Below are 24,435 nucleotides of genomic sequence, written 5' to 3'. Positions count from 1 at the left end.
ACCCTGAGTGAGGACACGCACGCGATGCTGCGCCCTGCCGTGCGCCCGTTGACCCGGGCCGCCGCCTTCGGCGCCGGCGCGGTGGCCGGGTACCTGGCCGACGCCCGGTTCGCCGACCCGCGCCGCGGCCACCCGGTGGCCGGCTTCGGCACCGCCGCCGCCCGGCTGGAACGCCTGCTCTGGCGCGACCACCGCGCCGCCGGAACCGCCTTCACCGCCCTGGCCGTGGGCACCGTCGCGGCCGGCGCCCTCGCCGCCGACCGGCTGCTGGCCCGCCGCCCGCCCGCCCGGGCCGCCCTCGCCGCCGCCGCGACCTGGACGGTGCTCGGCGGCACCTCGCTGACCCGGGAGGCCCGCACCATCGGCCGTTCGCTGGCGGCCGGTGACCTGACGGCGGCCCGGGAGCGGCTGCCGCACCTGTGCGGACGCGATCCGAGCGCGCTGGACGAGCAGCAGCTGGCCCGCGCGGTCGTCGAGTCGGTGGCCGAGAACACCGCCGACGCCGTGGTCAACGCCCTGCTCTGGGGCGGCCTCGCGGGCACCCCCGGCCTGCTGGCGTTCCGCGCGGTGAACACCCTGGACGCGATGGTCGGTCACCGCTCGCCCCGCTACGCCCGGTTCGGCTGGGCCTCGGCGCGGCTGGACGACGTGGCGGGCTGGCCCGGCGCGCGGCTGACCGCGCTGCTCACGGTGGCCGCCGCCCCCGAACCGCGCACCGCCTGGCGGGTCTGGCGGCGCGACGGCTCGGCGCACCCCAGCCCGAACGCCGGGCAGGCCGAGTCGGCGTTCGCCGGCGCGGTGGGCGTGCGCCTCGGCGGGACGCTGCGCTACGGCGAACGGGTGGAGCACCGCCCCGTGCTGGGCGGGGAGCTGCGGCCGGTCGGGGTGGACGACATCGAACGGGCCTGTGTGCTCTCCCGGCGGGTGAGCGCGCTGGCGCTGGGTACGACGGTCGCCGGGCACCTGCTGCTCCGGGCGGCCCTGGGCGGGATGCGGAGGAGTGGGGCATGAGCAAGGCGCTGCTGGTCGCCGGGACGACCTCGGACGCCGGCAAGAGCGTGGTCACCGCGGGCATCTGCCGCTGGCTGGCCCGGCAGGGTGTCGCCGTCGCGCCGTTCAAGGCGCAGAACATGTCGCTGAACTCCTTCGTCACCGCCGACGGCGCCGAGATCGGCCGCGCGCAGGCGATGCAGGCGCAGGCGGCCCGGGTGGAGCCGGAGGCGGCGATGAACCCGGTGCTGCTCAAGCCCGGGGCCGACGGCCGCAGCCAGGTGGTGCTGCTGGGCCGGCCGGTCGCCGAGGTCGGCGCGCTGGACTACCGCGAGCGCAAGCCGGTGCTGCTGGAACGCGCCCTGGAGTGCCTGGCGGACCTGCGCCGGCGCTTCGACGTGGTGGTCTGCGAGGGCGCGGGATCGCCCGCCGAGATCAACCTGCGCGACCGCGACATCGCCAACATGGGCCTGGCCACCGCCGCCGGACTGCCGGTCGTGGTGGTCGGCGACATCGACCGCGGCGGGGTGTTCGCGGCGATGTACGGGACCCTGGCCCTGCTGTCGGCCGAGGACCAGCGGCATGTGGCGGGCTGGTTCGTCAACAAGTTCCGCGGCGACGCGCGGCTGCTCGCCCCGGGCCTGGAGATGCTGCGCGGGCTGACCGGCCGTCCGGTGCTGGGCACCCTGCCGATGCTGGCGGACCTGTGGCTGGACGCCGAGGACTCGCTCGACCTGTCCACCGTCGTCGACCGGACCGCCGCGCGCGGCCCGCTCGGCGCGGACGTGCTGCGGGTGGCCGTGCTGCGCTTCCCCCGGCTGTCCAACTTCACCGACCTGGACGCGCTCGCCCAGGAGCCCGGCGTGCTGGTCCGCTGGGCCACCCGCCCGGAGGAGCTGGCCGACGCCGACCTCGTCGTGCTGCCCGGAACCCGGGCCACCGTCGCGGACCTCGCCTGGCTGCGCGAACGCGGCCTGGAGCCGGTGCTGAGGGCACGGGCGGCGGCCGGGCAGCCGCTGCTCGGCGTCTGCGGCGGCTACCAGATGCTGGCGCACTCGATCGTGGACGAGGTCGAGTCGAAGGCGGGCGCGGTGGACGGCCTCGGGCTGCTGCCGACGCGGGTGCGGTTCGGCGCGGAGAAGGTGCTCGGCCGGCCCGTCGGCGAGGCCTACGGGGAGCGGGTCGAGGGCTACGAGATCCATCACGGCGTCGTCACGGTGGAGGGCGGGACACCCTTCCTGGACGGCTGTCGGCTGGGCTCGGTGTGGGGAACCACCTGGCACGGCGCGCTGGAGAACGACGGCTTCCGGCGCGCGCTGCTGCGCGAGGTCGCGGCGGCCGCCGGCCGGGCGTTCGTGCCCGCGCCGGACACCTCCTTCGCGGCCGCGCGGGAGGCCCGGCTGGACCGGCTGGGCGAGCTGATCGAGGAGCACGCGGACACCGACGCGTTGTGGAAGCTGATCGAGGGCGGGGTGCCGGCGGCCGGATCGCTGCCGTTCCTTGCGCCCGGGGCCCCTGGGAGCATGCATGACTGACGTCCGTTACCCGTTCACCGCGATCGTCGGCATGGCCGACCTGCGGCTCGGCCTGTTGCTGAACGCCGTCTCCCCCGCCGTCGGCGGGGTGCTGGTGCGCGGCGAGAAGGGCACCGCCAAGTCGACCATGGTGCGCGCGCTGGCCGGGCTGCTGCCGTCCATCGCGACCCTCGACGGCTGCCGCTTCGCCTGCGATCCGGCGGCGCCGGACCCGCAGTGCCCGGACGGCCCGCACGCCGGCGCGCCGTCCTCCTCCGAGCGCCCGGCCCGGCTGGTCGAGCTGCCGGTCGGCGTCTCCGAGGACCGCATCGTCGGCTCGCTGGACCTGGAGCGGGCGCTCGCCGAGGGCGTCAAGGCCTACGAGCCGGGCCTGCTCGCCCAGGCGCACCGCGGCGTGCTCTACATCGACGAGGTGAACCTGCTCCAGGACCACGTGGTGGACCTGTTGCTGGACGCCGCCGCGATGGGCCGCTCCTACGTGGAGCGCGAGGGCGTCTCGGTGCGGCACGCGGCGCGCTTCCTGCTGGTCGGCACGATGAACCCGGAGGAGGGCGAGCTGCGGCCGCAGCTGCTCGACCGGTTCGGCCTGACGGTGGAGATCGCCGCGACCCGGGAGCCGGCCGAGCGCGCCGAGGTGGTGCGCCGCCGGCTCGCCCACGACGCCGACCCGGCCGCGTTCGCCGCCCGCTTCGCCGAGGACGAACGCGCGCTGGCGGCCCGGATCACCGCCGCGCGCGACCTGCTGGCGCAGGTGGAGCTGACCGACGCGGCGCTGCGCCAGATCACCGCCGTCTGCGCGGCGTTCGAGGTGGACGGGCTGCGCGCGGACATCGTGATGGCGCGCACCGCCGTCGCGCTGGCCGCCTGGGCGGGGCGCACCGAGGTGCTGACGGAGGACGTCCGCACGGCCGCCCGGCTGGCGCTGCCGCACCGCCGGCGGCGCAACCCCTTCGACGCGCCCGGGCTGGACGAGGAGCAGCTCGACCGGGTGCTGGAGGAGCACGCCGAGCAGGAGCCGCAGCCCCGGCCCGCGCCCGCGGACGCCGAGGGCCCCGGGGACGACCCGGACCCGGAAGGCGGTCCGGACGGCGACGGCCCGCAGGACGGCGGCCCCGACGGCGGTGGGGGCGGCCGCGCGCCGGAGCCCTCGGGCCCCGACGGCCCGCCGCTGGAGCCGGCCGACCCGGCCGACGGGCCGGACGGCGCCGCCCCGCAGCCCGTCCCGGCCCAGCACCCCTCCCCCGCCCGGGAGTCGGCGCCGGTCGCGGCCGGCGACCCGTACCGCACCCGGCTGTTCGCGGTGGACGGCACCGGGCGCGGCGCCCAGGGCCGCCGCTCCCCCGCCGAGACCGACGGCGGCCACACCGTCCGGGCCCGCCGCCCGCGCGGCCGGCTCGCCCGGCTGCACCTGAGCGCCACGCTGCGCGCCGCCGCCCCGCACCAGGTGGCGCGCGGGCGGTCCTCGCGCGCGCTGGTGCTGCACAAGGACGACTTCCGCGAGCAGGTGCGCCAGGGCCGGGAGTCCAACCTGGTGCTGTTCGTGGTGGACGCCTCCGGTTCGATGGCGGCCCGGCAGCGGATGACCGCCGTCAAGGGCGCGGTGCTGTCGCTGCTGATGGACGCCTACCAGCGCCGCGACAAGATCGGCATGATCACCTTCCGGGGCGCCTCGGCCGAGCTGGCGCTGCCGCCCACCTCCTCGGTGGAGGTCGGCGCGGCCCGGCTGGAGTCGCTGCCCACCGGCGGGCGCACCCCGCTGGCGGCCGGCCTGCTGCGGGCCCACGAGGTGCTGCGGGTCGAGCGGCTGCGCGACCCGGACCGCCGCCCGCTGCTGGTCGTGGTGACCGACGGGCGGGCCACCGGCGGCGGCCGGGACGCCGTCGCGCAGTCGCACCGGGCGGCCGGGCTGCTGGCCGCGCAGGGCGTGGCGGGCGTGGTGCTGGACTGCGAGTCCGGCCCCGTCCGGCTCGGCCTGGCGCGCACCCTGGCCGGCCGGCTGCGGGCCACCACCGTGACCCTGGACGAGCTGCGCGCCGACGGCGTCGCCTCGCTCGTCCGCGAGAACCGTCCGACCACCAACGCAGCGCGAAAGGCGGCCTGAGCCGACATGCCCAAGGGTGTCCCCGAGAGCGTCCCCGACGACGGCCTGACGACCCGTCAGCGTCGTACCCTGCCGATCACCGCCGTGCACACCGGGCCCGGGAAGGGCAAGTCCACCGCCGCCTTCGGGATGGCGCTGCGCGCCTGGAACCAGGGCTGGCCGGTCGGGGTGTTCCAGTTCGTGAAGTCCGCCAAGTGGAAGGTGGGCGAGGAGAACGCGCTGCGGGTGCTCGGCGCCTCCGGCGAGGGCGGCACCGTCGACTGGCACAAGATGGGGTCCGGCTGGTCGTGGATCCAGCGCACCGGCGCGATGGAGATGGACAGCGAGGCGGCGGCCAAGGAGGGCTGGGAGCAGGTCAAGCGCGACCTCGCCGCGCAGACCTACCGCTTCTACGTGCTGGACGAGTTCACCTACCCGATGCACTGGGGCTGGGTCGACCCGGAGGAGGTGGTGGCCGTGCTGAAGGACCGCCCGGGCAGCCAGCATGTCGTCATCACCGGCCGGTACGCACCGGAGGCGCTGACCGCGTTCGCCGACCTGGTCACCGAGATGACCAAGGTCAAGCACCCGATGGACGCCGGCCGCAAGGGCCAGCGCGGCATCGAGTGGTAGCCGGAGAGCACTGAGAGCCGCATGGACATCCCCCGTCTCGTCGTCGCGGCGCCCTCCTCGGGCGCCGGCAAGACCACCATCGCCACCGGCCTGATCGCCGCGCTGACCGCGCGCGGGCTGGCCGTCTCGCCGCACAAGGTCGGCCCGGACTACATCGACCCGGGCTACCACGGGCTGGCCGCCGGGCGGCCGGGCCGCAACCTGGACGCGTTCATGTGCGGGCCGGAGCGGATCGCCCCGCTGCTGCTGCACGGCGCGGCCGGGGCGGACGTCGCGGTGGTCGAGGGCGTGATGGGGCTGTTCGACGGCGCCTCCGGCCGCGGCGAGCTGGCGTCCACCGCGCACGTGGCGAAGCTGCTGCGGGCGCCGGTGGTGCTGGTGGTGGACGCCTCCTCGCAGTCCCGGTCGGTGGCGGCGCTGGTGCACGGCTTCGCCTCCTGGGACCCGCAGGTGCGGCTGGCCGGGGTGATCCTCAACCGGGTCGCCTCGGACCGGCACGAGCAGCTGCTGCGGGAGGCGCTGGAGGAGGGCTCGGGCGTCCCGGTGCTGGGCGCGGTCGGGCGCTCGGCGGCGGTCGCCACGCCGTCGCGGCACCTGGGGCTGGTCCCGGCCGTGGAGCGCTCCGCGGAGGCGCTGCGGGCGGTGGCGGACATGGGTGCACTGGTCGCCGGCTCGGTGGACCTCGACGCGGTGCTGGCGCTGGCCCGCACGGCGCCGCCGCTGACCGGCGTCGAGCCGTGGGATCCGGCGGCCGAGGCGGGCGGGCGGCTTCCCGGGCCCGGCGCGCCGCGGATCGCGGTGGCCGGGGGCGCGGCGTTCTCCTTCTCGTACGCCGAGAACGCCGAGCTGCTGGCCGCCGCCGGCGCCGAGGTGGTGCCCTTCGACCCGCTGCACGCCGACGGCCTGCCGGAGGGCACGGCGGGCCTGGTGATCGGCGGCGGGTTCCCCGAGCTGTACGTCCGGGAACTCAGTGCGAACGCTCAACTGCGCTCTGCGATCGCCGCGTTCGCCGCCGCGGGCGGCCCGGTCTCCGCCGAGTGCGCCGGACTGCTCTACCTCGGGCGCGAGTTGGACGGTCTGCCGATGTGCGGGGTGCTGGACACCTCGGCCCGGATGACCGAGCGGCTGACCCTCGGGTACCGGGAGGCCGTGGCGCTGCACGACTCGCCGCTGGCCCCGGCCGGGGCCAGGCTGCGCGGGCACGAGTTCCACCGGACGGTCTGCGAGCCGGGCGCCGGCGAACGGCCCGCCTGGGGCTGGCGGTTGCCGACCGGTCCGCGCACCGAGGGATTCGCGGGCGCGGCGGGCGCCGAGAATGTTCACGCTTCGTATCTGCACCTGCACTGGGCGGGATACCCCCAGCTCGCCGCGTCCTTCGCGGCGGCCGCCGCGGCGTTCCGGGCCGGCTGAGCCGCACCCCACGGAAACCGACAGGCCCCCGGGTCTGGTCAGGCGACTGTGCGGAGCGTCAAAATAGGGACAGACAACCACATATCGCCCCATTCACACCCGGGACCGGCCAGACCCGACCACCTCTCGGCGAGCCGACCGATTGCCGGCGACCGCCCACTCGGCGGGGCGCCGACCACGCCCCTGTGGCGCCGTACACGCCCCGGCGGGGCGAGCAGGCTCGAAGGAGCCGTCACGATGCGTTACACATTAACCCCGCTGCGTCCCAGCCCCTCCACCGATCTCCCCACCCCCCACCACCCCCACGCCTGCCCGGTGCCGCTGTCGCCGGACGCGCTCCAGGCGCTCCACGACGAGTACCTGCGCCTGATCGAGACCCGCCGGCTCCCGAAGTTCATCACCTTCGGCCAGTACTACTACGTCTGGCGCTCCCGGGTGCGCGGCGAGAACGTCGTCGGTCTCGACGACGGCGCCACCCGCCCCGGTCCCAGCACCGACGCCCAGCTGATCACCCGTCCGAGCAAGAGGCTCAAGGGCGTGGTCCGCACGATGGTGCTGCTGGTGGACTTCCCCGACCAGCCGCACGACCCCGCCCACACCCCCGCGCACTTCGAGGAACTGCTCTTCAGCTCCGGCACCTTCGCCACCGGCTCGATGCACGACTTCTACCGGCTGGTCAGCGGCTTCGACCCGAACGACGCGACCGCCGGCGGCATCGACGTCCAGGGCGAGGTGCACGGCTGGTACCGGCTGCCGCACCCGCTCTCGTTCTACACCGACAACCAGTCCGGCCAGGGCAACGCCCCGAGGAACGAACAGGGCCTGGCCGCCGACGCCATCACCCTCGCGACCCAGCAGGGCGTCACGTTCACCAAGGACCTCGACGCCCTCGGCACGGGCCACGTCACCGCCCTGTTCATCGTCCACGCGGGCACCGGCGCCGAGGCCGTGGAGGACCCGGCCAAGGTCAAGGACGCCCTGTGGAGCGCCAAGTGGGTCAACGAGAAGCCCACCACGGTCGCGCCCGGCCTGGCCGTGCAGACCTTCCTGACCGTCCCCGAGGACTGCAAGGTCGGCGTCTGCTGCCACGAGTGGGGCCACCTGGCCTGCGGCTACGCCGACTACTACGACACCGGTGACATCGAGTTCAGCAAGTCCAACGGCCTCGGCAACTACTGCCTGATGGCGGCCGGTTCCTGGGGCAACGGGGGCGACACCCCGGTCTTCCCGAACGGCATGCTGCGGATGTTCCAGGGCTGGACCACGCCGCAGAACATCGACACCACCACCAAGGACATCACACTGCGCCCGGTCGCCGAGGGCGGCGACATCCTGTTCGTCCGCAGCCCGCGGATGACCCCCACCCAGTACATCATCGTCGAGTACCGGCGCCAGAGCGGGCAGGACGCGTTCCTGCCGGACCAGGGCATCGCCGCCTACGTGGTGGACGAGAGCATCGACAACGTCAACGACGAGAAACACCTCGCCATCGAGCTGATGCAGGCCGACGGCCGGCGCGACCTGGCGAAGATCTTCGGCCAGGGCAACCGCGGTGACGACACCGACCTCTACCCGGCGCTCGGCAACACCAGCATCGGTGAGCACACCCACCCGGCGCTGGACGAGCCCGGCGGCACCTGGAGCGGGGTCACCCTCGACGTCGCCGGCACGCCCGGGGCGAGCCAGATGGAGGTGAGCGTGACCATCGAGTGAGGCCGTCCCGCCGCGGGGAGCGCCCGCACCGACGGGCCGTCGGGAACCCCGCGGACGGACATGCCGATCGCCGCCCTGCCCGCCACGCCGCACGGCTCCAGCGGTGGCTCCGGTGGAGCCGTGCCCGGCGCGGATTGGTGAGGCCGGACCGGGCAGCGGCGGCGTTCCGGCCTGTCCGGCCACCCGCCCGGCGTCCCCGACGGCCCGTCAGGCGGCTTCCGGGCCCGCAGCGTTCGGACCGTCAGGCGGCGTCGGGGGTCTCGGCGAGGCCGAACCGCACGCCGGTCAGCTCCTCCGAGAGCGCCCAGAGCCGCCGGGCCGCCGCGGCGTCCTGCGCCGTCGGCGCGAGCCGGACCCGGGTCGGCGCGCCGCGCAGTTCGCCCCGGCCGTCCGGGCCGATGAACTCCCCGCCGCGCGCGGCCGGTTCGGTCGCCGCGTAGAGCTGCGGCAGGGCGCCGTCCGCGGGGCGCTGGGCGAGCGGTCTGAGCAGCCGCCCGAAGAGCAGCCGGGTGAGGCCGGTCGGGCCGCCGGTCTGCAGGCCGGTGGCGGTGTAGCCGGGGTGGGCGAGCAGGCTGCGCACCGGGCTTCCGGCCGCCGCCAGCCGGCGGTGCAGCTCCCGGCCGAAGAGCGCGTTGGCGAGCTTGGACTGGTCGTAGAAGGCCATCGGCGCGTAGCCGCGCGCGCCGTCGAGGTCGTCGAAGCGGATCCGGCCCTTGCGGTGGTTGAGCGAGCTGACGGTCACCACGCGCGGGTCGCGCCCGGCGGCGAGGGCGTCGAGCAGCAGGCCGGTGAGGGCGAAGTGGCCGAGGTGGTTGACGGCGAACTGCCGTTCGTGGCCCTGCGGGCTGAGCGTCCGGGGCGGGGCGAACACGCCCGCGTTGTTGACCAGGACGTCCAGCCGGGGGTGGTCGGCGCGCAACCGGCCGGCGAACGCCCGGACGGCGTCGAGGTCGGCCAGGTCGAGGAGGCGGACCTCCAGGCGCTCGTCGGCGCCGGGGTCCGCCAGCTCCGCGGCGATCCGGGCGGCGGCCTCGCGCCCCCGCCGCTCGTCGCGGACCGCCAGGACCACCCGCGCCCCGCGTCCGGCCAGCGCCCGGGCGGTGGCCAGGCCCAGCCCGCTGTTCGCGCCGGTGACCACGAACACCCGCCCCCGCTGGTCCGGGATCCGCCCGGCGTTCCAGCCCGCCCCGCCGCCTGTTGTCTCCGAAGGCTTCATGTGGCAGATGCTGCCGTTCGTGTCACTCGGTGTCAAGGTGCTCCTTGGTGACACTTCCGGCATGGCGTTACCATCGTCGGGTGACCTCCCGACCCGCCGTCAGCCTGGCCCAGCGCAAGCGCCAACTCGTCGTCGACGAGCTGACCGAGGCCGCCTTCCGGCTGCTCGGCACCCAGGGCTTCGACGCCGTCACCGTGGACGAGATCGCGGCCGGCGCCGGGGTGTCCAAGCGGACCTTCTTCCGCTACTTCGCGTCCAAGGAGGACGTGATCGTCCGGTTCCTGGCGGACCTGGGCACCGGCATCGCCGCCGAACTGGCCGCCCGTCCCGCCGCCGAGCCGCCCTCGGCCGCCCTGCGGCACGCCGTCTCGGCGCCCCTGGCCGCCTGCGGCGAGCACGGCGACCGGGCGCTGCGCGCCGTCCGGCTGATCCTGCGCACCCCCGCCCTGCACGCCCGCTTCCTGGAGCGGCAGGCCGAGTGGCGCGCGGAGCTGTCGGCCGGGCTGGCCCGCCGGCTGGACCGCGACCCGGCCGTCGACCTCTACCCCCGGCTCGCCGCCGGAATGGCGCTCACCGCCTTCGGCGCGGTGCTGGAGCGGTGGAGCGAGAGCGACGGCGCCGCCGACCCGGCCGCGCTCACCGCCGAGGCCTTCGCCCTCCTCGCCCCGGCCCTGGACGCCCCGCCCGCCGGGACCCGGGGCGGCACGGCCTAGCCGAGCAGTGCGGCGAGGTAGCAGGAGACCTCGGCGCCGAGTTCGGCCGGGTCGGGGACGCGGCCGGCGCCGCTGCCGGCGGTGACGTTGAAGAGCACGCCGTCGGCCCAGCGGACCAGCCGGCGGGCGTCCGCCTCGGGCGCGTGCGAGCCGCACTGGGTCAGCAGCGCGGTCGCGAGGGCGAGGAAGCCCGCGCCCAGGCGGTCGTAGACGGCGCGCAGTTCGGGGCGCCGGGTGGCTTCGAGGGCCAGCTCGAAGCGGGCCACGGTGAGCGTGCGGCCGGTGGTGAGCGCCTGGTGGACGGCGTCGGCGGCGAGCTGGGCGAGCAGTTCGCGGGCGTGCCCCGGCGTGGGTGTGCGCAGCGTCGCCGCGAAGCCCGGGGACTCCAGTTCCGCGATCCGGGTGATCGCCAGCTCCAGCAGCGCCGCCCGGGTGCGAGCCAGGTTGGAGGTGGAGCCGGTCGGCAGGCCGGCCGCCTCGTCGACGGCGCGGTGGGTGAGCCCGCGCAGGCCGCGCTCGGCGATCAGCGCGACGGCGGTGTCGGCGATCAGGGTCTGGCGCTGGGGGCCGGCGGGCGCGGCGCTGCTGGTCATGGGTCCGATCATCGCCGCTCCCCGGGCCGCCGCCCAATTCTCACTACAGCTGTAGTACGGTCGGAGCCGCACCCGGAACTACAGGTGTAGTTCCGGCGTCCGAGAGGAGCCTCCATGGACCACCGCGACCTGCCGGAGCCGTCGTCCCCGCACGCCGTCGTCATCGGGGGCGGGATCGGCGGCCTCGCCGCCGCGCTCGCCCTCCACCGCCAGGGCGTCCCGGTCACCGTCCACGAACGCGCCGCCTCGCTCGAACCCGTCGGTGCCGGACTCGCCCTCGCCCCCAACGCCCTGCGCGCCCTGGACCTGCTCGGTGTCGGCGAGCGCCTGCGCGCCCTCGCCGCCCCGCACCCCGCCGTCGGCATCCGCCGCCCCTCCGGCCGCTGGCTGGCCCGCACCGGCACCGACGCCGTCGAGGCCTTCTTCGGCGAGAAGCTGATCGCCGTCGCCCGCGCCGCCGTCGTCGACGCCCTCGTCGAGGCGCTTCCCGCCGGCACCGTCCGCACCGGCTCGCCGGCCGAACTCGTCGACCCCGGCGACGCCCGCACCCCCGCCGTCGTCCGCACCGCCGAGGGCGAGCAGCGGGCCGCCCTGGTCGTCGGCGCCGACGGCATCCACTCCGCCACCCGGGGCCTGCTCTTCCCCGGCCACCCCGGCCCGCGCTACTCCGGTTTCACCACCTGGCGCTCCGTGACCGACCGCCCGCCGCGCCCGCCGTTCGCCGCCGGGGAGGTCTGGGGCCGCGGCCGCCTCGCCGGCGTCGTCCCGCTCGCCGACGGCCGGGTGTACGTCTACGGCGCCGCCCTCGCCCCGGAGGGCGACCGGGCCGCCGACGGCGACGAACGCGCCGAACTCCTGCGCCGCTACGGCGACTGGTGCGCGCCCGTCCCCGAACTCCTCGCCTCCCTCGACCCGGCCGGGGTGCTGCGCCACGACGTCCGGGAGCTCGCCGAACCGCTCCCCGCCTACCACCGCGGCCGGGTCGCCCTGCTCGGCGACGCCGCCCACGCCATGTGCCCCTTCCAGGGCCAGGGCGCCTGCCAGGCCGTCGAGGACGCGGTCGTGCTGGCCGCCGGTGTCCGCCCCGGCGAGGACCCGGCCGCCGGCCTGCCCGCCTACACCGCCGCCCGCCTCCCGCGCGCCACCGCGGTCGTCGACGGCTCCCGCGCCGTCGGCGCCCTGGTCGCCCGCCGCTCGCCGCTGACCGTCCTCGCCCGCGACCTCGCGCTCACCGCCGCCGGCCTCCTCCCCGACCGCGTCCTGCTCGGCCGGGCCGCCGCCGCCTACGACTGGCACCCGCCGAAGCCCGCCCGTCCCCAGGCCGATTGACGGGAACGGGACGGGGGCGGCTCCGCCGGTCGCGGAACCGCCCCCCGGGTACGTCGGGCCTCCTCGCGGAAGATTCTTTCGGACCCGACCGACATGTCACCGCGGGGGTGATTCGCCGCCGAACTCCTCGTCGGCCGGAGGGAGGGTGAGGGTGGCCAGCGCGCCGCCGGCGGGGTGGTTGGCGAAGGCGAGGGTGGCGCCGATGACGCGGGCGTGGCCCTGGGCGATGGTGAGGCCGAGGCCGTGGCCCCTGCCGCGTTCGCGGACGCTGGTGCGGAAGCGCTGCGGGCCGTCGCGCAGGAGTTCCCCGGGGAAGCCGGGACCGTGGTCGCGGACGGTGATCCGGTGGCCGTCGACGCGCAGCAGGATGGTGCCGCCGCCGTGGCGGTCGGCGTTGAGGATCAGGTTGCCGAGGATGCGGTCGAGCCGGCGCAGGTCGGTGCGGACGGACGCGTCGGCCGCCACCTCGACCGTCACGTCCAGGCCGGTCAGCGCGACGGTGCGGCGCACCGCCCGTTCCAGCGGCACCGCCGAGAGGTCGGGCAGTTCGGCGTCGGCGTCCAGCCGGGAGACCTCCAGGAGGTCCTCGACCAGCGCGCGCAGCGCCTGCACCCGGTTCTGCACCAGCTGGGTGGGCCGCCCCGGGGGCAGCAGTTCGGCGGCCGTGACCAGCCCGGTCAGCGGGGTGCGCAGCTCATGGGCGACGTCCGCGGTGAACCGCTGCTCGTCCTCCAGCCGCCGGTGCAGCTCCCGGGACATCAGGTCCACCGCCGCCGCGAGGTCGGCCACCTCGTCCCGGCCGTCGACGAGTTCGCCGATCCGGGTGTCGGTGCGCCCGGAGGCGATGCCGCGGGCCGCCGTCGCCGCCGTGCGCAGCCGCCGGCTGATCCGGTCCGCGACCAGCACCCCGACCAGCACGGTGGTGAAGACGGAGGCGGCGACGGTGATCAGGATGATCCGGTCCAGGTCGGCGATCGCCCGCCGGTCCTGGGCGAAGTCGATCCGCACCGAGAGCACCCCGTCGCGGACGGCGCTCGCCGCCCACACCGACTCGCCCTCGGGCCCCTCGGCGAGCAGCGAGCCGCGCCGGCCGCCGGCCGCGAGGGTGCGCAGCCGTACGGGCAGCCCCGGGTCGTCCAGCGCGGCGTGGCGGCCGCCGGCGGCCACGTCCTCGCCGCGCCCGTAGGCGCCGAGCGCCGCGTCCAGCGCGGTGAGCGCCGAATCGCGCGCCTGGCCGACGTGCTGGCGGACCATCGCCTGGTGGACGAGCAGGCCGACCGCCACGGCGACCAGGACGGAGATGGCGGCGACGGCGGTGGCGATCTGTCGGCGCAGCGTCATTCGGGGCGCCGCAGCTTGTAGCCGAAGCCGCGGACGGTCTCGATCCGCCCGCCGCCGATCTTGGCGCGCAGCCGCTGCACATGGACGTCGACGACCCGGGTGTCGGCGCCCCACTCGTAGTCCCAGACCCGTTCCAGCAGCACGGCGCGCTCCAGCACGATGCCGGGCGCGGCGGTGAACTCCAGCAGGAGGCGCAGCTCGGTGGGGGTGAGCGGGACGAGCCGGCCGTGCACGCGGACCTCCATGGAGTCGGTGTCCACCTCCAGGCCGTCGAAGCTGCGGACGGGTGTGCGGGGTTCGGGTGCGGCGGGGCCGGGTGCGACGGGCCCGGCGGGTTCCGGCGCGGCGGGTCCGGCGGGAGCGGGTGAGGGTGAGGGTGAGGGTGCGGGCACGGACGCGGCCGGGACGACCCGGATGCGGCGCAGCACGGTGCGGATCCGGGCGACCAGCACGGCGCTCTCGAACGGCTTGACGACGTAGTCGTCCGCGCCCGCCTCCAGGCCGGACACCACGTCGACCGGGTCGGTGCGCGCCGACATCATGAGGATCGGCAGCTGGCTCTCCTCCCGGATCCGCCGGCACAGGCCGACCCCGTCGAGCAGCGGCAGCATCACGTCGAGCAGCACCAGGTCGGGCCGCACGGCGTGGAACATCTCCAGCCCCTCCAGCCCGTCGGCGGCCGTGGACACCGGGAAGCCGTAGCGCTCCAGGGCCATCCGGGTGGCCTCCCGGATCACCTCGTCGTCCTCGACGATGAGGATGCGGGGGTGGCTGGGTGCCGTGGGGTTCATGGCGTGGTCTCCGAGCGGGCGGGCGGCTGCGCGGTGGGCTGCTGGGCGGCGGGCGAGGGGGCGGCGGGCTGCTGAGTGAGGGGCTGCTGCGCGGTGGGCGCGGCCGTGGGGACGACCGGACGGGGCTGACCGGGCTGCGGCACCCTGGGGGCGGGCACGGGCGTGGCCGTCGGGGCACCCGCGCCCGAACCCGAGCCCGGCTCGGAGCCGTCGGGTCGGCGGACCACCGGCACGCTCGGCCAGGGGGCGGGGGTGGCGCCCGTGCCCGGGCGGAGGTTCGGCCGCTCCCCGGGGGTGGTGCTCGGCGTCGGCTCGGGCTCCTGGACCGGCCCGACGCCCTCGACCTTCTGCTCGGCCAGGACGAGCCGCGCGCCGTCCCAGCTGTAGCGGCGGATGGTCCGGGACCAGCTGGTGGTGGACTCGTACAGCAGCAGGTCGGTGCCGAGCGTCTCGGCGCCGAACCGTTTCAGCAGCTGCACCCGCAGCACGGGCAGCAGCCGGTCGGCGGCGGCGGTGTAGACGTGCAGCACGTCGGTGTCGACGAGGCCGACGACGACCAGCAGCTCGGGCCGTCCGTCACCGGTCAGGTCGCGGTGCTCGGCGGGGCGGATCTCGCAGCCGGTGCAGGGGTCGAGGGCCCGCCGCTCGTCCTGGCTCACCCCGGGGTCCTTGGCCAGCAGCGTGCGGACGTCCACCGTCGCGACGTCCTGCCCGGGGACGGTCAGGTCCGGGACCGGCTGCGGCGCCGGCTCCGGGGTGCGGGGCCCCGCGGGCTCCGGCGACGGGGCGGTGTCCTGGCCCGGCCAGAGCGGCATCCGGGCCGGCGGGCGCGCGACGGCCTCGGCCGCGCCGTGGTCGCGCAGCTCGCCGGGGGCGCCGCAGCCGACCGCGAGGGCGAGCGGCGCGGCGGCGAGCACGGCGAGGAGGGGGGCGGGTGCGCGACGCGGGGCGGTGCTCATCCTCCGGTGGCCCTCCTGGTCCGCGGTGGTGTCGGTTCGTGTCCGGTCGGTAGGTCGCCCGGACGGCACCCGCCGGTTCCCCGGCGGGTGCCGTCCGGGCAGCGTAGCCGCAGCCCGGTCAGCCGGCGGAAGGGGCCGGTCCGGCCAGGTCCGCGAGGACGATGATGTTGTCCGTCCAGTGGCCGTCGGTGCCGATCCGGCCTCCGCAGGTGATCAGGCGCAGCGCGGGCGCCGCCGTGTTCCCGTACACCAGCTCGGTGGGGAAGGCGTCCTTGGCGGCCTGGACCAGCTCGCGGACCCGGAAGTCCACCGTGCTGCCGTCCTCCCGCCGCACCTGGATCCGGTCCCCCGCCCGCAGCTTCGGCAGCCCCCGGAAGACCGCCGGGCCGTGCGCGGTGTCGTAGTGACCGATCAGGACGGCGGGCCCGGTCTCCCCCGGGGTCGGGCCGTTGCGGTACCAGCCGACCTCACCGGCGCGGTCCGCGGCCGGCACCTCGACGGTGCCGTCGGCGTTCAGGCCGAGGCCGGTCACCGGGGCGTCGACGCCGGCCGCCGGGACGAGCAGGCGGGTCGGCGGCGAGGCCGCGAACGGGCGCGGCGCGGCGGTTCCCGTGCCGGTGGCCGCGGCTCCCGTGCCGTCGGCGGCGGGGGCCGTCGCCGGTGCGACCGGTGCCGCGCCGCCCCCGTCCGCGCCGCCCGCGCCCTGACGGGCCGAGGTCTCCACCCGGACCACCGGGGGCTCCCGCGGGTCCGAGAGCGCGACGGTCGCGCCGAGCGCCAGGCAGAGCAGCCCGGCCGCCCCGAACACGCCGCGGTTCAGCCCGCCCGGCCGCGGCCCGCCGTGCCGGGCGCGCCGCCGCCCGCGGCGACGCCCGCCCCGGTGGCCGTCGTCAGCCGCGCGCACCGGAGCGGCGGCGCAGCACGGCGAAGCCGAGCGCCCCGGCGCCGATGGCGGCGACGGCGCCGCCGCCGATCAGCTGCAGACCGGAGGAGTCCTCGGCGGTGGAGCCGTCACCGGCCTGGGCGGCGCCCTTGGGCACCTCACGGACCTGCGGCTGCCCCGAGGCCGGGGCGGGGGCGGGCGCGCCGGCCTCGGCCTCGCGGGTGAGCGACGGCAGCGGAGCGGCCGGGCGGGTGGCGTTCTTCGGCACCGGCGAGATCGTCGGGACCGCGGAGACGACGGGCGACGGGACGGCGGTCGGCGGGGCCGGGGCCGGCTGGGCGGCGCCGCTGCCGGTGCCGCCGGCCGGGGCCGGGGCCTTGGCGGTGGGGGTGGCCGAGGTGACCGCCGGGGCGGGGGCGGGGCCGCCGTCGGCCCAGGCCTGGCCGCCCGTGACGGCGGTCAGCAGTGCGGCGCCGGTCATGGCGCAGACGGCCGTCAGCCGCAGAACGGCACGGTTCCTGGTGGTGCGCGTGGCCATGCGAACTCTCCATTCGTCCTGGTGACGCGGTGGCCGGCCCGGTGTGGCCGGTGCGTCGAGAGCGACGGTAGAAAGCCCGTGTCGCGGTCCCCGGCCGGTCGTGTCACAGCGGCTCATCGGCTGCGTAACGACTCCGGCGGGCCGGGTTCCCCCGGCGCGCAGGAGGCGGACCCGGCCCGGGTACCGGCGCGAAGGGGACCGGCGCGCCGGTGCGACGGCGGCTCCGCCGGGTCGTACGCCGCACGGTCCACCGCGAGCCGCACCGCAGCCCGTGGCCCGGGCGCCGCTCGCTCCGTACGGTGGCGGTATGAGCGTCGACCTCGACAAGTACTTCGCGCGGATCGGGTGGGACGGCGGGCGGGCGCCCACCCTGGCCACGCTCCGGGGGCTCCAGTACGCGCACGTGCTGGCCGTCCCGTTCGAGAACGTCGACGTGGTGGCCGGCACCGTGCCGTCGCTGGAGGTCCCCGATCTGGAGGCCAAGATCGTCACGGGCGGGCGCGGCGGCTACTGCTTCGAGCAGAACACGCTGTTCGCCGCCGTGCTGGAGCAGCTGGGCTACGGCGTCGTCCGCCACACCGGCCGGGTCCGGGCCGGCGCCCGGCCCGGGGAGGTCCGGCCGCGCACCCACCTGGTGCTGGTCGTCCGGGTGCCCGGGGAGGGCGGGCGGCGCCACCTGGCCGACGTCGGGTTCGGGTCGGCGGACGCGCTGCTGGAGCCGCTGCCGCTGGTCGCCGGCCCGGTCCGGGACGGCCGGGGCCGCCGGCACCGGCTGGTCCTGGAGGAGACGGACGGCCCCGTCCGGGTGTGGGTGCTGCAGATCCGCAAGGACGACGCGTGGCGGGAGCTGGTGGCGTTCACCCTCGACCCGGCGCTCGCGCCCGACATCGGCATGGCCAACTGGCACGTCGCCACCCACCCGCGCTCGCCGTTCCGCCGCCTCTTCGTGCAGCGGACCCTCCCCGCCGGCCACCTCGCCCTCGACGGCGCCAGGCTCACCCGCACCGCGCACGACGGCGCCGTGACGGTGCGGGAGCTCGACGGCGCGGAGGAGATCCGCGCCGTCCTGGGGGCCGAGTTCGGCATCACCGCGCCGCCGGACGTCCGGTCCGGAACGGATCAGCCCCCCGCCGCTCCGGGCGCGGTCAGGCCGGCCGTCAGGAACGCGACCACGGTGGACAGTTCGGGGAACGACGGCTCCGCGGCGGAGTCCGCCTCGGCGGCGAGCGGCCGCCCGTAGGCCTCCAGGAGGGTGGTGAACGCGAGCCGCCAGCGGTCGGTGATCTCGCGGACGGACAGGTCCGGCAGGGCCCGGCCGAGGACGACCTCGAACGGGGCGGTGCCCGCCCACGGCGAGCCGCTGAGCGGCCGGTCGGCGGTGAGCATGGTCTGGGCGAGCAGGCGGCACAGCATCCGGCCGCGCTCGGTGCGCACCAGTTCGTCGAACGGTGCGGCCACGGCCGTGACGAGGGTCCGCACCTGCTCGGGCCCCGTCGTCCCGGCGCTCAGGGTGGCCGCTTCCAGCCGCCCCTGCCAGAGCGGCCACAGCTCGCGCCCGAGCAGCGCCGTGACCAGGCCCTCGCGGGAGCCGAAGTGGTAGTGGACCGCGCCCGGGTTGAGGCCGGCCTCCGCGTTGATCGCGCGCACCGAGACCTGGCCCGCACCGCGCTGGAGGAAGAGCCGCTCGGCGGCCGCGAGCAGCCGGTCCCGGGTGGGGGCGGCGTCCCGGGGCGGGGCGCCGTCCGGGGTCGGGTTCTGGTCCTGAGCTGTTCCGTCCGGCATGCCGCCATTGCACCACAGGAGTCCGGGTTACCATCCAATCAGTGATTGAAATCCGATTGGCAGGTGTTCGGAACGTCGCCCGCCAGTCCGCGCGCTCCCTGCGCACAGTGATCGAGAGGCTCGCACCATGGGTATCTACGCCGTCACCGGCTCCGCTTCGGGAATGGGCGCCGCCAGCGCCGCCGTCCTCCGGGAGGCCGGCCACACCGTCATCGGCGTCGACCTCCATGACGCCGACGTCACCGCCGACCTCGGCACCGCCGAGGGCCGCCGCTCCGCCGTCCGGGGGATCCTGGACGCCTCCGGCGGGCTCCTGGACGGCGTGGCCGCGGTGGCCGGCGTCGGCCCCGCGATGAAGGACCCCGCCGCGGTGGCCTCCATCAACTACTTCGGCCCGGTCGAACTGCTGGAGGGCCTGCGCCCGGCGCTCGCCCGCTCCTCCGCGGGGCGCGCCGTGGTGATCGGCTCCAACTCCTCCACCACCGTCCCGATGATCGACGGGACGCTGGTCGGGCTGCTGCTCTCCGGCGACGAGGACGCGGCCCGCGAGCACGCCCGTGCGGCCCTGGCCGCGCTGCCCGCCGAGGCGGCGCGGGCCGCCGGGGGTGCGCCGAGCATCTCCGCCTACGCCACCTCCAAGTTCGCCCTGGCCCGCTGGGTGCGCCGGACGGCCGTCACCCCGGCGTGGGCCCGCGAGGGCGTGCTGCTGAACGCCATCGCGCCCGGCGCGGTGATCACCCCGCTGATGCTCGGGTCCACCGGCGCGGGCGAGGAGCCGGACGCCGACGACTTCCCCACCCCCATGCCGCTGGGCGTCTTCGGCCGCCCCGAGGACATCGCCTTCTGGGTGCACCAGTTCCTGCGGCCCGAGGCCCGCTTCACCACCGGCGCCACGCTGTTCGTGGACGGCGGCACCGACGCGGCGGTACGCCCCGACGCCCAGCCCACCGCGCTGACCTCCTGAGCCGGCGCGGGCGGCGGCCGGGCCGGGAGCGGTCCCTCCCCGGCCCCGCCCGCCGGCACCACCCGCCCGCCGGCCGCCGCTACCGCCCGCGGCGCGCGGCGGCGGACAGGCTGCGGCCCAGGTCGAGCACGCTCAGGCCGAACATCAGCACGCCCAGGGGCACGTGCGCCGCCGGCGCATGGGCGATGCCCAGCACCACCTGGACCGAGGCGAGCACCAGGAACCCGGTGGCGTGGAGCACCGGCCGTGCCGGGCCGCCGCCGGGCCGCCAGGCCAGGACCGCGGCCAGCAGGTAGAGCATCGAGGCCCCGTACATCACCCGCGCCCCGACGCCGTGCAGCGTCTCGCCGTACGTCGTGGAGAGCAGCAGGCCCGCGGTGCCCGCCTGGAAGAGGATCGCCAGGGTCTGCAGGGCGACCGCGACCTGCGGGAAGGTGAAGCTGCGGCGTTCGACGGCGTTGCCCGGGATGGCCATGGTGCGGTCCCTCTTCCTGCCTCGCGGCGGTGGATCGGTAGTGTCCCGGTGATTCGACGAAACGGGCCCGCGAAGTGTGAGGCGGGCGGGCACGAGCGGGGGGACCGGCATGGACACCGGGGACGGACGGCCCACGGACGCGGCCCTCGCCGAGCGGCGCCGGCTGATCAACCTCGCCTACCGGATGCTCGGTTCGCCGGGCGACGCGGAGGACGCCGTGCAGGAGGCCTACGCTCGCTGGTACGCGCTGTCCGCGGCGCGGCGGCGGGCGGTGGCGGCACCGGGTGCCTGGCTGACGACGGTGGTCAGCCGGGTCTGCCTGGACGTGCTCGGCTCGGCACGGGTCCGGCGCGAGCGCTACGTCGGGGAGTGGCTGCCCGAGCCGCTGCCGGACCGCACCGAGTGGCCCGGCGGCTCCGGGGGCGGCTCCGCCGACCCGGCCGACCGGATCACCCTGGACGAGTCGGTGGGCATGGCCTTCCTGGTCGTGCTGGAGTCGATGACGCCGGCCGAGCGCGTGGTGTTCGTCCTGCACGACGTCTTCCGCTACCCGTTCCCCGAGATCGCGGCGATCGTCGACCGGACGCCCGCCGCCTGCCGTCAGCTCGCCTCCTCGGGCCGCCGACGGGTCGGCGCCGCCCCGGCGCCCGACCCCGGGCAGGCCCACCAGGCCGGTGTGGTACGGCGGTTCAGGCAGGCCTGGGAGTCCAAGGACATCGAGGCGCTGGTCGGTCTGCTCGACCCCGCCGCCACGATGGTCGCCGACGGCGGCGGCCTGGTCGGCGCGGTGCTCCGGCCGGTCGAGGGCGGCGCGAACATCGCCCGGTACCTCGTCCTGATGGCCGAGCGGGCACCGGGCCTCACCCTCCTGGAGCGCACCGTCAACGGCCGTCCCGGCCTGGTCGCCCAACGCGACGGCGTCACCGCGACGGTGGCCGCCCTCGATCTCGTGGACGGCCGGATCAGCCGGATCTGGGCGGTCCGCAACCCGGAGAAGCTGGGCCGCTGGGCGGCGTCCGCGGGCACCTGCTGAACGGCGGGAACCACCCTGCGCGGTCCGGCCGTTGGCCCGGTCAGCGGGGGGCGGGCGATGATTCGGACCTTCGGGAGGTCGGCATGGCTCGGCAGGGGGCGCTTCGGCGCGGATCCGGTGCGGTGGCGGTGGCCGTCGCGGTGACGATGAGCGTGACCTCGGGCACGGTGGCGTCGGCCGCGGCGGCCGGCGCCGGTGGCGGACACGGGGGGCACGGCGACGGCGCCCACGGGGCGACGCGGGCGGCGATGGCGGAACTCGTCCGGGCCGAGGGCCTGCCCGGGACGATAGCCGGTGTCCGGGAGGGCGACGACAGCTGGTCGGCGGCCGTCGGGGCGGCCGACACCGCGACCGGGCGGCCCCGGTCGCCCCGGGAGCGGTTCCGGATCGGCAGCCTGACGAAGACCTTCACCGCCACCGTGGTGCTCCAGCTCCGGGCCGAGGGACGGCTCGGCCTGGACGACCCGGTGGAGCGGTGGCTGCCCGGTGTGGTGCGGGGCAACGGGAACGACGGCTCGGCGATCACGGTGCGCCAACTGCTGGGGCACACCAGCGGGCTGTTCTCCTTCGACGAGGATCCGGCGATGATCCAGCGGCTGGCGAGCCCGGACTTCCTGCTCCACCGCTATGACACCTACCGGCCCGAGGACCTGGTGCGCACGGCACTCGCCCACCCGCCGCTGTTCCCGCCGGGCACGTCCCGCGCGTACTCCAACACCAACTACCTGCTGGCCGGGATGATCATCACCAAGGTGACCGGCCGCTCGTACGGCGAGGAGATCGAGCGGCGGATCATCCGGCCGCTCGGCCTCTCCGCGACGACCCTGCCCGGCACCGCCGCCGGCCTGCCCCGGCCGCACGCGCTCGGCTACTCCACGCTGTTCGGCGGCTCGCCGACGCCGCTGGAGACCACCGAGCTCAACCCCTCGTGGGGCGGGGCGGCCGGGGAGATGATCTCCACCACCGCCGATCTGACGCGCTTCTACTCCGCCCTGATGCGGGGGTGGCTGCTGCCGCGGGCCGAGCTGGACGAGATGATCCCGGCCGCCGGCGGGCCCGGGCTGGGCATCGGCAGCGTGAAGCTCCACTGCGGGGCCGTCGTCTGGGGCCACACCGGCACCATCCACGGCTCGTCGACGGTGGCCCTGGCCACCCGCGACGGCCGGCACGTGGCCGCGTTCAACACCAACGCGGACTGGGTGGAGGGCGAACGCGCCCTCGCGGAGGCCGAGTTCTGCCGCTGAGCGGCGCCCGTTCCGACCGCCGTCCCGGCCCCTCGCGCTCCGCTGCGCGAGGGGCCGCAGTCCAGTCCCGGCACGCGAGTCCGGCGGGCGCGACGTCCCGCTCCCGGCGTGTGCGGCGCCAGGGGGCGTACGCCGGGGGGCGCGCGAGCAGGGGCCGCGCGCTGGCAAAGGAAGGCCCGGCCGACGCGGTCCGTCCGCGACGAATCCGCTGGTCATACATGGTCACCGAGCCGTACGGGAGTTCGATCAACCCCCGCCCGCCCGCCGTTTCCGGGCCGACGCGAGCTTGCGGACGGAAAACCTTGCCCCGGCGTGCGCCGGTGGGCCACGATGGCGACGCGGCCGGTTCCGCAGGACCGGTCGTCGGCCTGAACCTCCGGCATATGCCAACGGGGAGCGGCCCCGTGTGACCCGGGCAGGCGTCCGACCGCCGCCTGACTCCCGGACGGATCCGCCACCCTCCGTACGGCGTGCCCCTCCTGGCCCGCACACCGCATCCATCGATGCCGTCATGCGGCCAGACGTTCCCACACCGATCCTTCCCTCCGGCCCGCTCGGGCATGCGCGCAAACGGAGCGCGCCCGTGGGCACCCACCACTTCCCGGGCACTGCCCGGCCTCCCCCTCAGCGAAAGAGGAGTCTGTCATGCGCATGATCAGCGCGCGCCGCCTCGCCGCCGCGACCGGCGTCGCCCTCGCCCTCGTCACCGCCGTCCCCGCCAGTGCCACCCCCGGGGCGCTGGACACCACCTTCGGCACCGGCGGCAAGGTGACCACCGACTTCGGCGGCACCCCCTCGCTCCCCGACATCGGCAACGCCCTGGTGATCCAGCCCTCCGACGGGAAGATCGTCACCGCCGGGCGCGCGGGCCTCAACCTGCCCGGCGCGGGCGGCAACGCCCAGTTCGCCCTGGCCCGGTACAACACCGACGGCAGCCTGGACACCACCTTCGGGCCGTCCAGCACCGTCCCCGGGACCGTCGCCTTCTCGTTCCTCGCGCCGCCCAACACCAACTTCGCCCGGGCCGTGGCGATCCAGCCCTCCGACGGAAAGATCGTCGTCGCGGGGCTCGCCGGACCGAACGAGCAGACCGCCAGCGTCGCGATCGCGCGGCTGAACACCGACGGAACCCTGGACACCGGCTTCGGCACCGGCGGCAAGGTCCTGCTCAACGTCTCCGGCGGCCTCGGCGACGGCATCCGCAGCCTGGTCGTCCAGCCCGACGGAAAGATCGTCGGCGCCGGCGCGGCCGGACCCAACGCCCTGCTGGTGCGCCTGAACTCCAACGGCACCCTGGACTCCACCTTCGGCGGCGGCCTCGGTCTCACCACGCTGCAGCTCGGAACCACCAGCCACTTCTTCGGCCTGGCCCAGCGCAACGACGGCAAGCTCGTCGCCGGCGGGTTCTCCGTCAATGCGCTGACCAGCGTGGACAACTTCCTCGCCGCCCGGTTCAACCCCGACGGCAGCCTGGACACCACCTTCGGCACCGGCGGCTCCACCAACGTCTCCTTCGGGCTGCTGTCCGACCTCGCCTTCAGCCTCGCCCTGACCAACGGCGGCAACAACGGCAAGATCGTCCTCGCCGGGCTCGCGCAGTCGCCCGACCCGTTCAACATCATCGGGGCCGGCGCCTTCGGCCTGACCGAGCTGAACGCCGACGGCAGCCTCAACACCACGTTCGGCACCCTCGGCAAGACCACCACCAAGGTCACCCTCCTCGGCGACGAGGCCCGCTCCGTGGCCATCGGCCCCTCCGGCAAGATCTACGCGGCCGGCGAGAGCGGCGAGATCTCGCCCTTCCCGCTCGACCCCAACACCGGTGTGCAGACCGTGATCCGCTACACCTCCAACGGGCTCCTCGACACCAGCTGGGGCGCGTCGGGCATCGTCACCACCTCGTTCGGCACCGGCGGCGCGTCCGCCCGTGGCGTCGCCCTCGACTCCGGCAACCGCCTGGTCACGGCCGGGACCGCCACCGTGACCAAGCCCGACCTCACGCCCGGTTTCGACTTCACCGCCGCGCGCTACCAGACCAACTAACCCCGAGCAGACGGACCCCGGGGCCCGGAACCAGCCGGTTCCGGGCCCCGGGGTGTGCTGCTTTCGGTTCGGGTCATTCGGCGGGGGTGCCGCGGAGGAGGAAGGGGAGGTGGATGCCGCGGGTGAGGGCGGTGAGGGCGTGGGTGGTGCGGCGGTGCTGGTCGGGGGTC

21 protein-coding genes and 1 pseudogene are annotated in these 24,435 nt (G+C 76.2%); 13 read left to right on the top strand and 9 right to left on the bottom strand.

Features of this window, described 5'->3' with window-relative positions; all coding sequences use genetic code 11:
• Positions 1-24 precede the first annotated feature (24 nt).
• From ACF1AK_RS31015 to ACF1AK_RS30990, 6 genes are all read left to right on the top strand, one after another.
• The gene (locus tag ACF1AK_RS31015; protein ID WP_391502177.1) at positions 25-1,011 is read left to right on the top strand and encodes a cobalamin biosynthesis protein; all 987 of its coding nucleotides are present in this window, start codon (positions 25-27) and stop codon (positions 1,009-1,011) included.
• Positions 1,008-2,525, top strand: a complete 1,518-nt coding sequence (locus ACF1AK_RS31010; protein WP_391502176.1) for a cobyric acid synthase — start codon at positions 1,008-1,010, stop codon at positions 2,523-2,525. Before ACF1AK_RS31015 ends, ACF1AK_RS31010 begins: the two co-directional genes overlap by 4 nt.
• Complete coding sequence (locus ACF1AK_RS31005; RefSeq protein ID WP_391502175.1) at positions 2,518-4,626, top strand: putative cobaltochelatase; 2,109 nt, start codon at positions 2,518-2,520, stop codon at positions 4,624-4,626. Before ACF1AK_RS31010 ends, ACF1AK_RS31005 begins: the two co-directional genes overlap by 8 nt.
• A 6-nt stretch (positions 4,627-4,632) precedes the next feature.
• Positions 4,633-5,238: a cob(I)yrinic acid a,c-diamide adenosyltransferase gene (gene cobO, locus ACF1AK_RS31000; protein ID WP_391502174.1), complete on the top strand. Its 606-nt coding sequence runs from the start codon at positions 4,633-4,635 to the stop codon at positions 5,236-5,238.
• Positions 5,239-5,259: 21 nt separating this feature from the next.
• Positions 5,260-6,648 (top strand): cobyrinate a,c-diamide synthase, encoded by a 1,389-nt coding sequence (locus ACF1AK_RS30995; RefSeq protein WP_391502173.1) that lies wholly within the window; start codon positions 5,260-5,262, stop codon positions 6,646-6,648.
• 237 nt (positions 6,649-6,885) lie between these two features.
• Positions 6,886-8,361: a M6 family metalloprotease domain-containing protein gene (locus ACF1AK_RS30990; protein WP_391502172.1), complete on the top strand. Its 1,476-nt coding sequence runs from the start codon at positions 6,886-6,888 to the stop codon at positions 8,359-8,361.
• A gap of 241 nt (positions 8,362-8,602) precedes the next feature.
• Here ACF1AK_RS30990 and ACF1AK_RS30985 read toward each other — a convergent pair whose 3' ends face one another.
• Entirely contained in the window at positions 8,603-9,577 is a 975-nt protein-coding gene (locus tag ACF1AK_RS30985) for an oxidoreductase (RefSeq protein WP_391502171.1), read from the bottom strand.
• An 80-nt stretch (positions 9,578-9,657) separates the two neighbouring features.
• Between ACF1AK_RS30985 and ACF1AK_RS30980 the strand changes: the two genes are divergently transcribed.
• Positions 9,658-10,290, top strand: a complete 633-nt coding sequence (locus ACF1AK_RS30980) for a TetR family transcriptional regulator (RefSeq protein WP_391502170.1) — start codon at positions 9,658-9,660, stop codon at positions 10,288-10,290.
• Here ACF1AK_RS30980 and ACF1AK_RS30975 read toward each other — a convergent pair.
• Positions 10,287-10,883 carry a TetR/AcrR family transcriptional regulator gene (locus ACF1AK_RS30975; protein ID WP_391502169.1) on the bottom strand — a complete coding sequence of 199 codons (597 nt, stop codon included), beginning with the start codon at positions 10,881-10,883 and terminating at the stop codon, positions 10,287-10,289. The genes ACF1AK_RS30980 and ACF1AK_RS30975 overlap by 4 nt on opposite strands.
• A gap of 114 nt (positions 10,884-10,997) precedes the next feature.
• On the opposite strand from ACF1AK_RS30975, the gene ACF1AK_RS30970 reads away from it, so the two are divergent.
• On the top strand, positions 10,998-12,212 hold the full coding sequence (locus ACF1AK_RS30970; protein ID WP_391502168.1) for an FAD-dependent monooxygenase: 1,215 nt from the start codon (positions 10,998-11,000) through the stop codon (positions 12,210-12,212).
• A 96-nt stretch (positions 12,213-12,308) separates the two neighbouring features.
• Here ACF1AK_RS30970 and ACF1AK_RS30965 read toward each other — a convergent pair whose 3' ends face one another.
• From ACF1AK_RS30965 to ACF1AK_RS30945, 5 genes are all read right to left on the bottom strand, one after another.
• Positions 12,309-13,553, bottom strand: a complete 1,245-nt coding sequence (locus ACF1AK_RS30965; protein ID WP_391502167.1) for a sensor histidine kinase — start codon at positions 13,551-13,553, stop codon at positions 12,309-12,311.
• Positions 13,550-14,344: a response regulator gene (locus tag ACF1AK_RS30960; protein WP_391502166.1), complete on the bottom strand. Its 795-nt coding sequence runs from the start codon at positions 14,342-14,344 to the stop codon at positions 13,550-13,552. Before ACF1AK_RS30960 ends, ACF1AK_RS30965 begins: the two co-directional genes overlap by 4 nt.
• Positions 14,341-15,303 carry a hypothetical protein gene (locus tag ACF1AK_RS30955; RefSeq protein ID WP_391502165.1) on the bottom strand — a complete coding sequence of 321 codons (963 nt, stop codon included), beginning with the start codon at positions 15,301-15,303 and terminating at the stop codon, positions 14,341-14,343. Before ACF1AK_RS30955 ends, ACF1AK_RS30960 begins: the two co-directional genes overlap by 4 nt.
• 118 nt (positions 15,304-15,421) lie before the next feature.
• A complete protein-coding gene (locus ACF1AK_RS30950; protein ID WP_391502164.1) occupies positions 15,422-16,111 on the bottom strand; it encodes a class F sortase in 690 nt (229 codons plus the stop codon).
• An 82-nt stretch (positions 16,112-16,193) separates the two neighbouring features.
• Entirely contained in the window at positions 16,194-16,724 is a 531-nt protein-coding gene (locus ACF1AK_RS30945) for a hypothetical protein (protein ID WP_391502163.1), read from the bottom strand.
• 307 nt (positions 16,725-17,031) lie between these two features.
• On the opposite strand from ACF1AK_RS30945, the gene ACF1AK_RS30940 reads away from it, so the two are divergent.
• Positions 17,032-17,964, top strand: a complete 933-nt coding sequence (locus ACF1AK_RS30940; RefSeq protein ID WP_391502162.1) for an arylamine N-acetyltransferase — start codon at positions 17,032-17,034, stop codon at positions 17,962-17,964.
• Positions 17,965-18,296: 332 nt separating this feature from the next.
• Here ACF1AK_RS30940 and ACF1AK_RS30935 read toward each other — a convergent pair.
• A pseudogene (locus ACF1AK_RS30935) lies at positions 18,297-18,506 on the bottom strand (TetR/AcrR family transcriptional regulator); the annotation flags it as partial.
• A gap of 127 nt (positions 18,507-18,633) precedes the next feature.
• Here ACF1AK_RS30935 and ACF1AK_RS30930 point away from each other — a divergent pair.
• Positions 18,634-19,470, top strand: coding sequence for an SDR family oxidoreductase (locus tag ACF1AK_RS30930; RefSeq protein WP_391502161.1), 837 nt, complete (start codon positions 18,634-18,636; stop codon positions 19,468-19,470).
• A 79-nt stretch (positions 19,471-19,549) separates the two neighbouring features.
• Here ACF1AK_RS30930 and ACF1AK_RS30925 read toward each other — a convergent pair whose 3' ends face one another.
• On the bottom strand, positions 19,550-19,945 hold the full coding sequence (locus ACF1AK_RS30925; protein ID WP_391502160.1) for a hypothetical protein: 396 nt from the start codon (positions 19,943-19,945) through the stop codon (positions 19,550-19,552).
• 109 nt (positions 19,946-20,054) lie between these two features.
• Between ACF1AK_RS30925 and sigJ the strand changes: the two genes are divergently transcribed.
• The 3 genes from sigJ to ACF1AK_RS30910 all read left to right on the top strand — a co-directional run bounded on the left by sigJ (position 20,055) and on the right by ACF1AK_RS30910 (position 24,265).
• Entirely contained in the window at positions 20,055-20,978 is a 924-nt protein-coding gene (gene sigJ / locus ACF1AK_RS30920; protein ID WP_391502159.1) for an RNA polymerase sigma factor SigJ, read from the top strand.
• An 83-nt stretch (positions 20,979-21,061) separates the two neighbouring features.
• On the top strand, positions 21,062-22,222 hold the full coding sequence (locus ACF1AK_RS30915) for a serine hydrolase domain-containing protein (RefSeq protein WP_391502158.1): 1,161 nt from the start codon (positions 21,062-21,064) through the stop codon (positions 22,220-22,222).
• Positions 22,223-22,867: 645 nt separating this feature from the next.
• On the top strand, positions 22,868-24,265 hold the full coding sequence (locus ACF1AK_RS30910) for a hypothetical protein (RefSeq protein ID WP_391502157.1): 1,398 nt from the start codon (positions 22,868-22,870) through the stop codon (positions 24,263-24,265).
• Positions 24,266-24,435 lie beyond the last annotated feature (170 nt).

The organism is Kitasatospora sp. NPDC015120, from assembly GCF_043080305.1.
Lineage (GTDB): Bacteria > Actinomycetota > Actinomycetes > Streptomycetales > Streptomycetaceae > Kitasatospora.
This window is presented reverse-complemented; position numbering and strand designations above follow the sequence as displayed.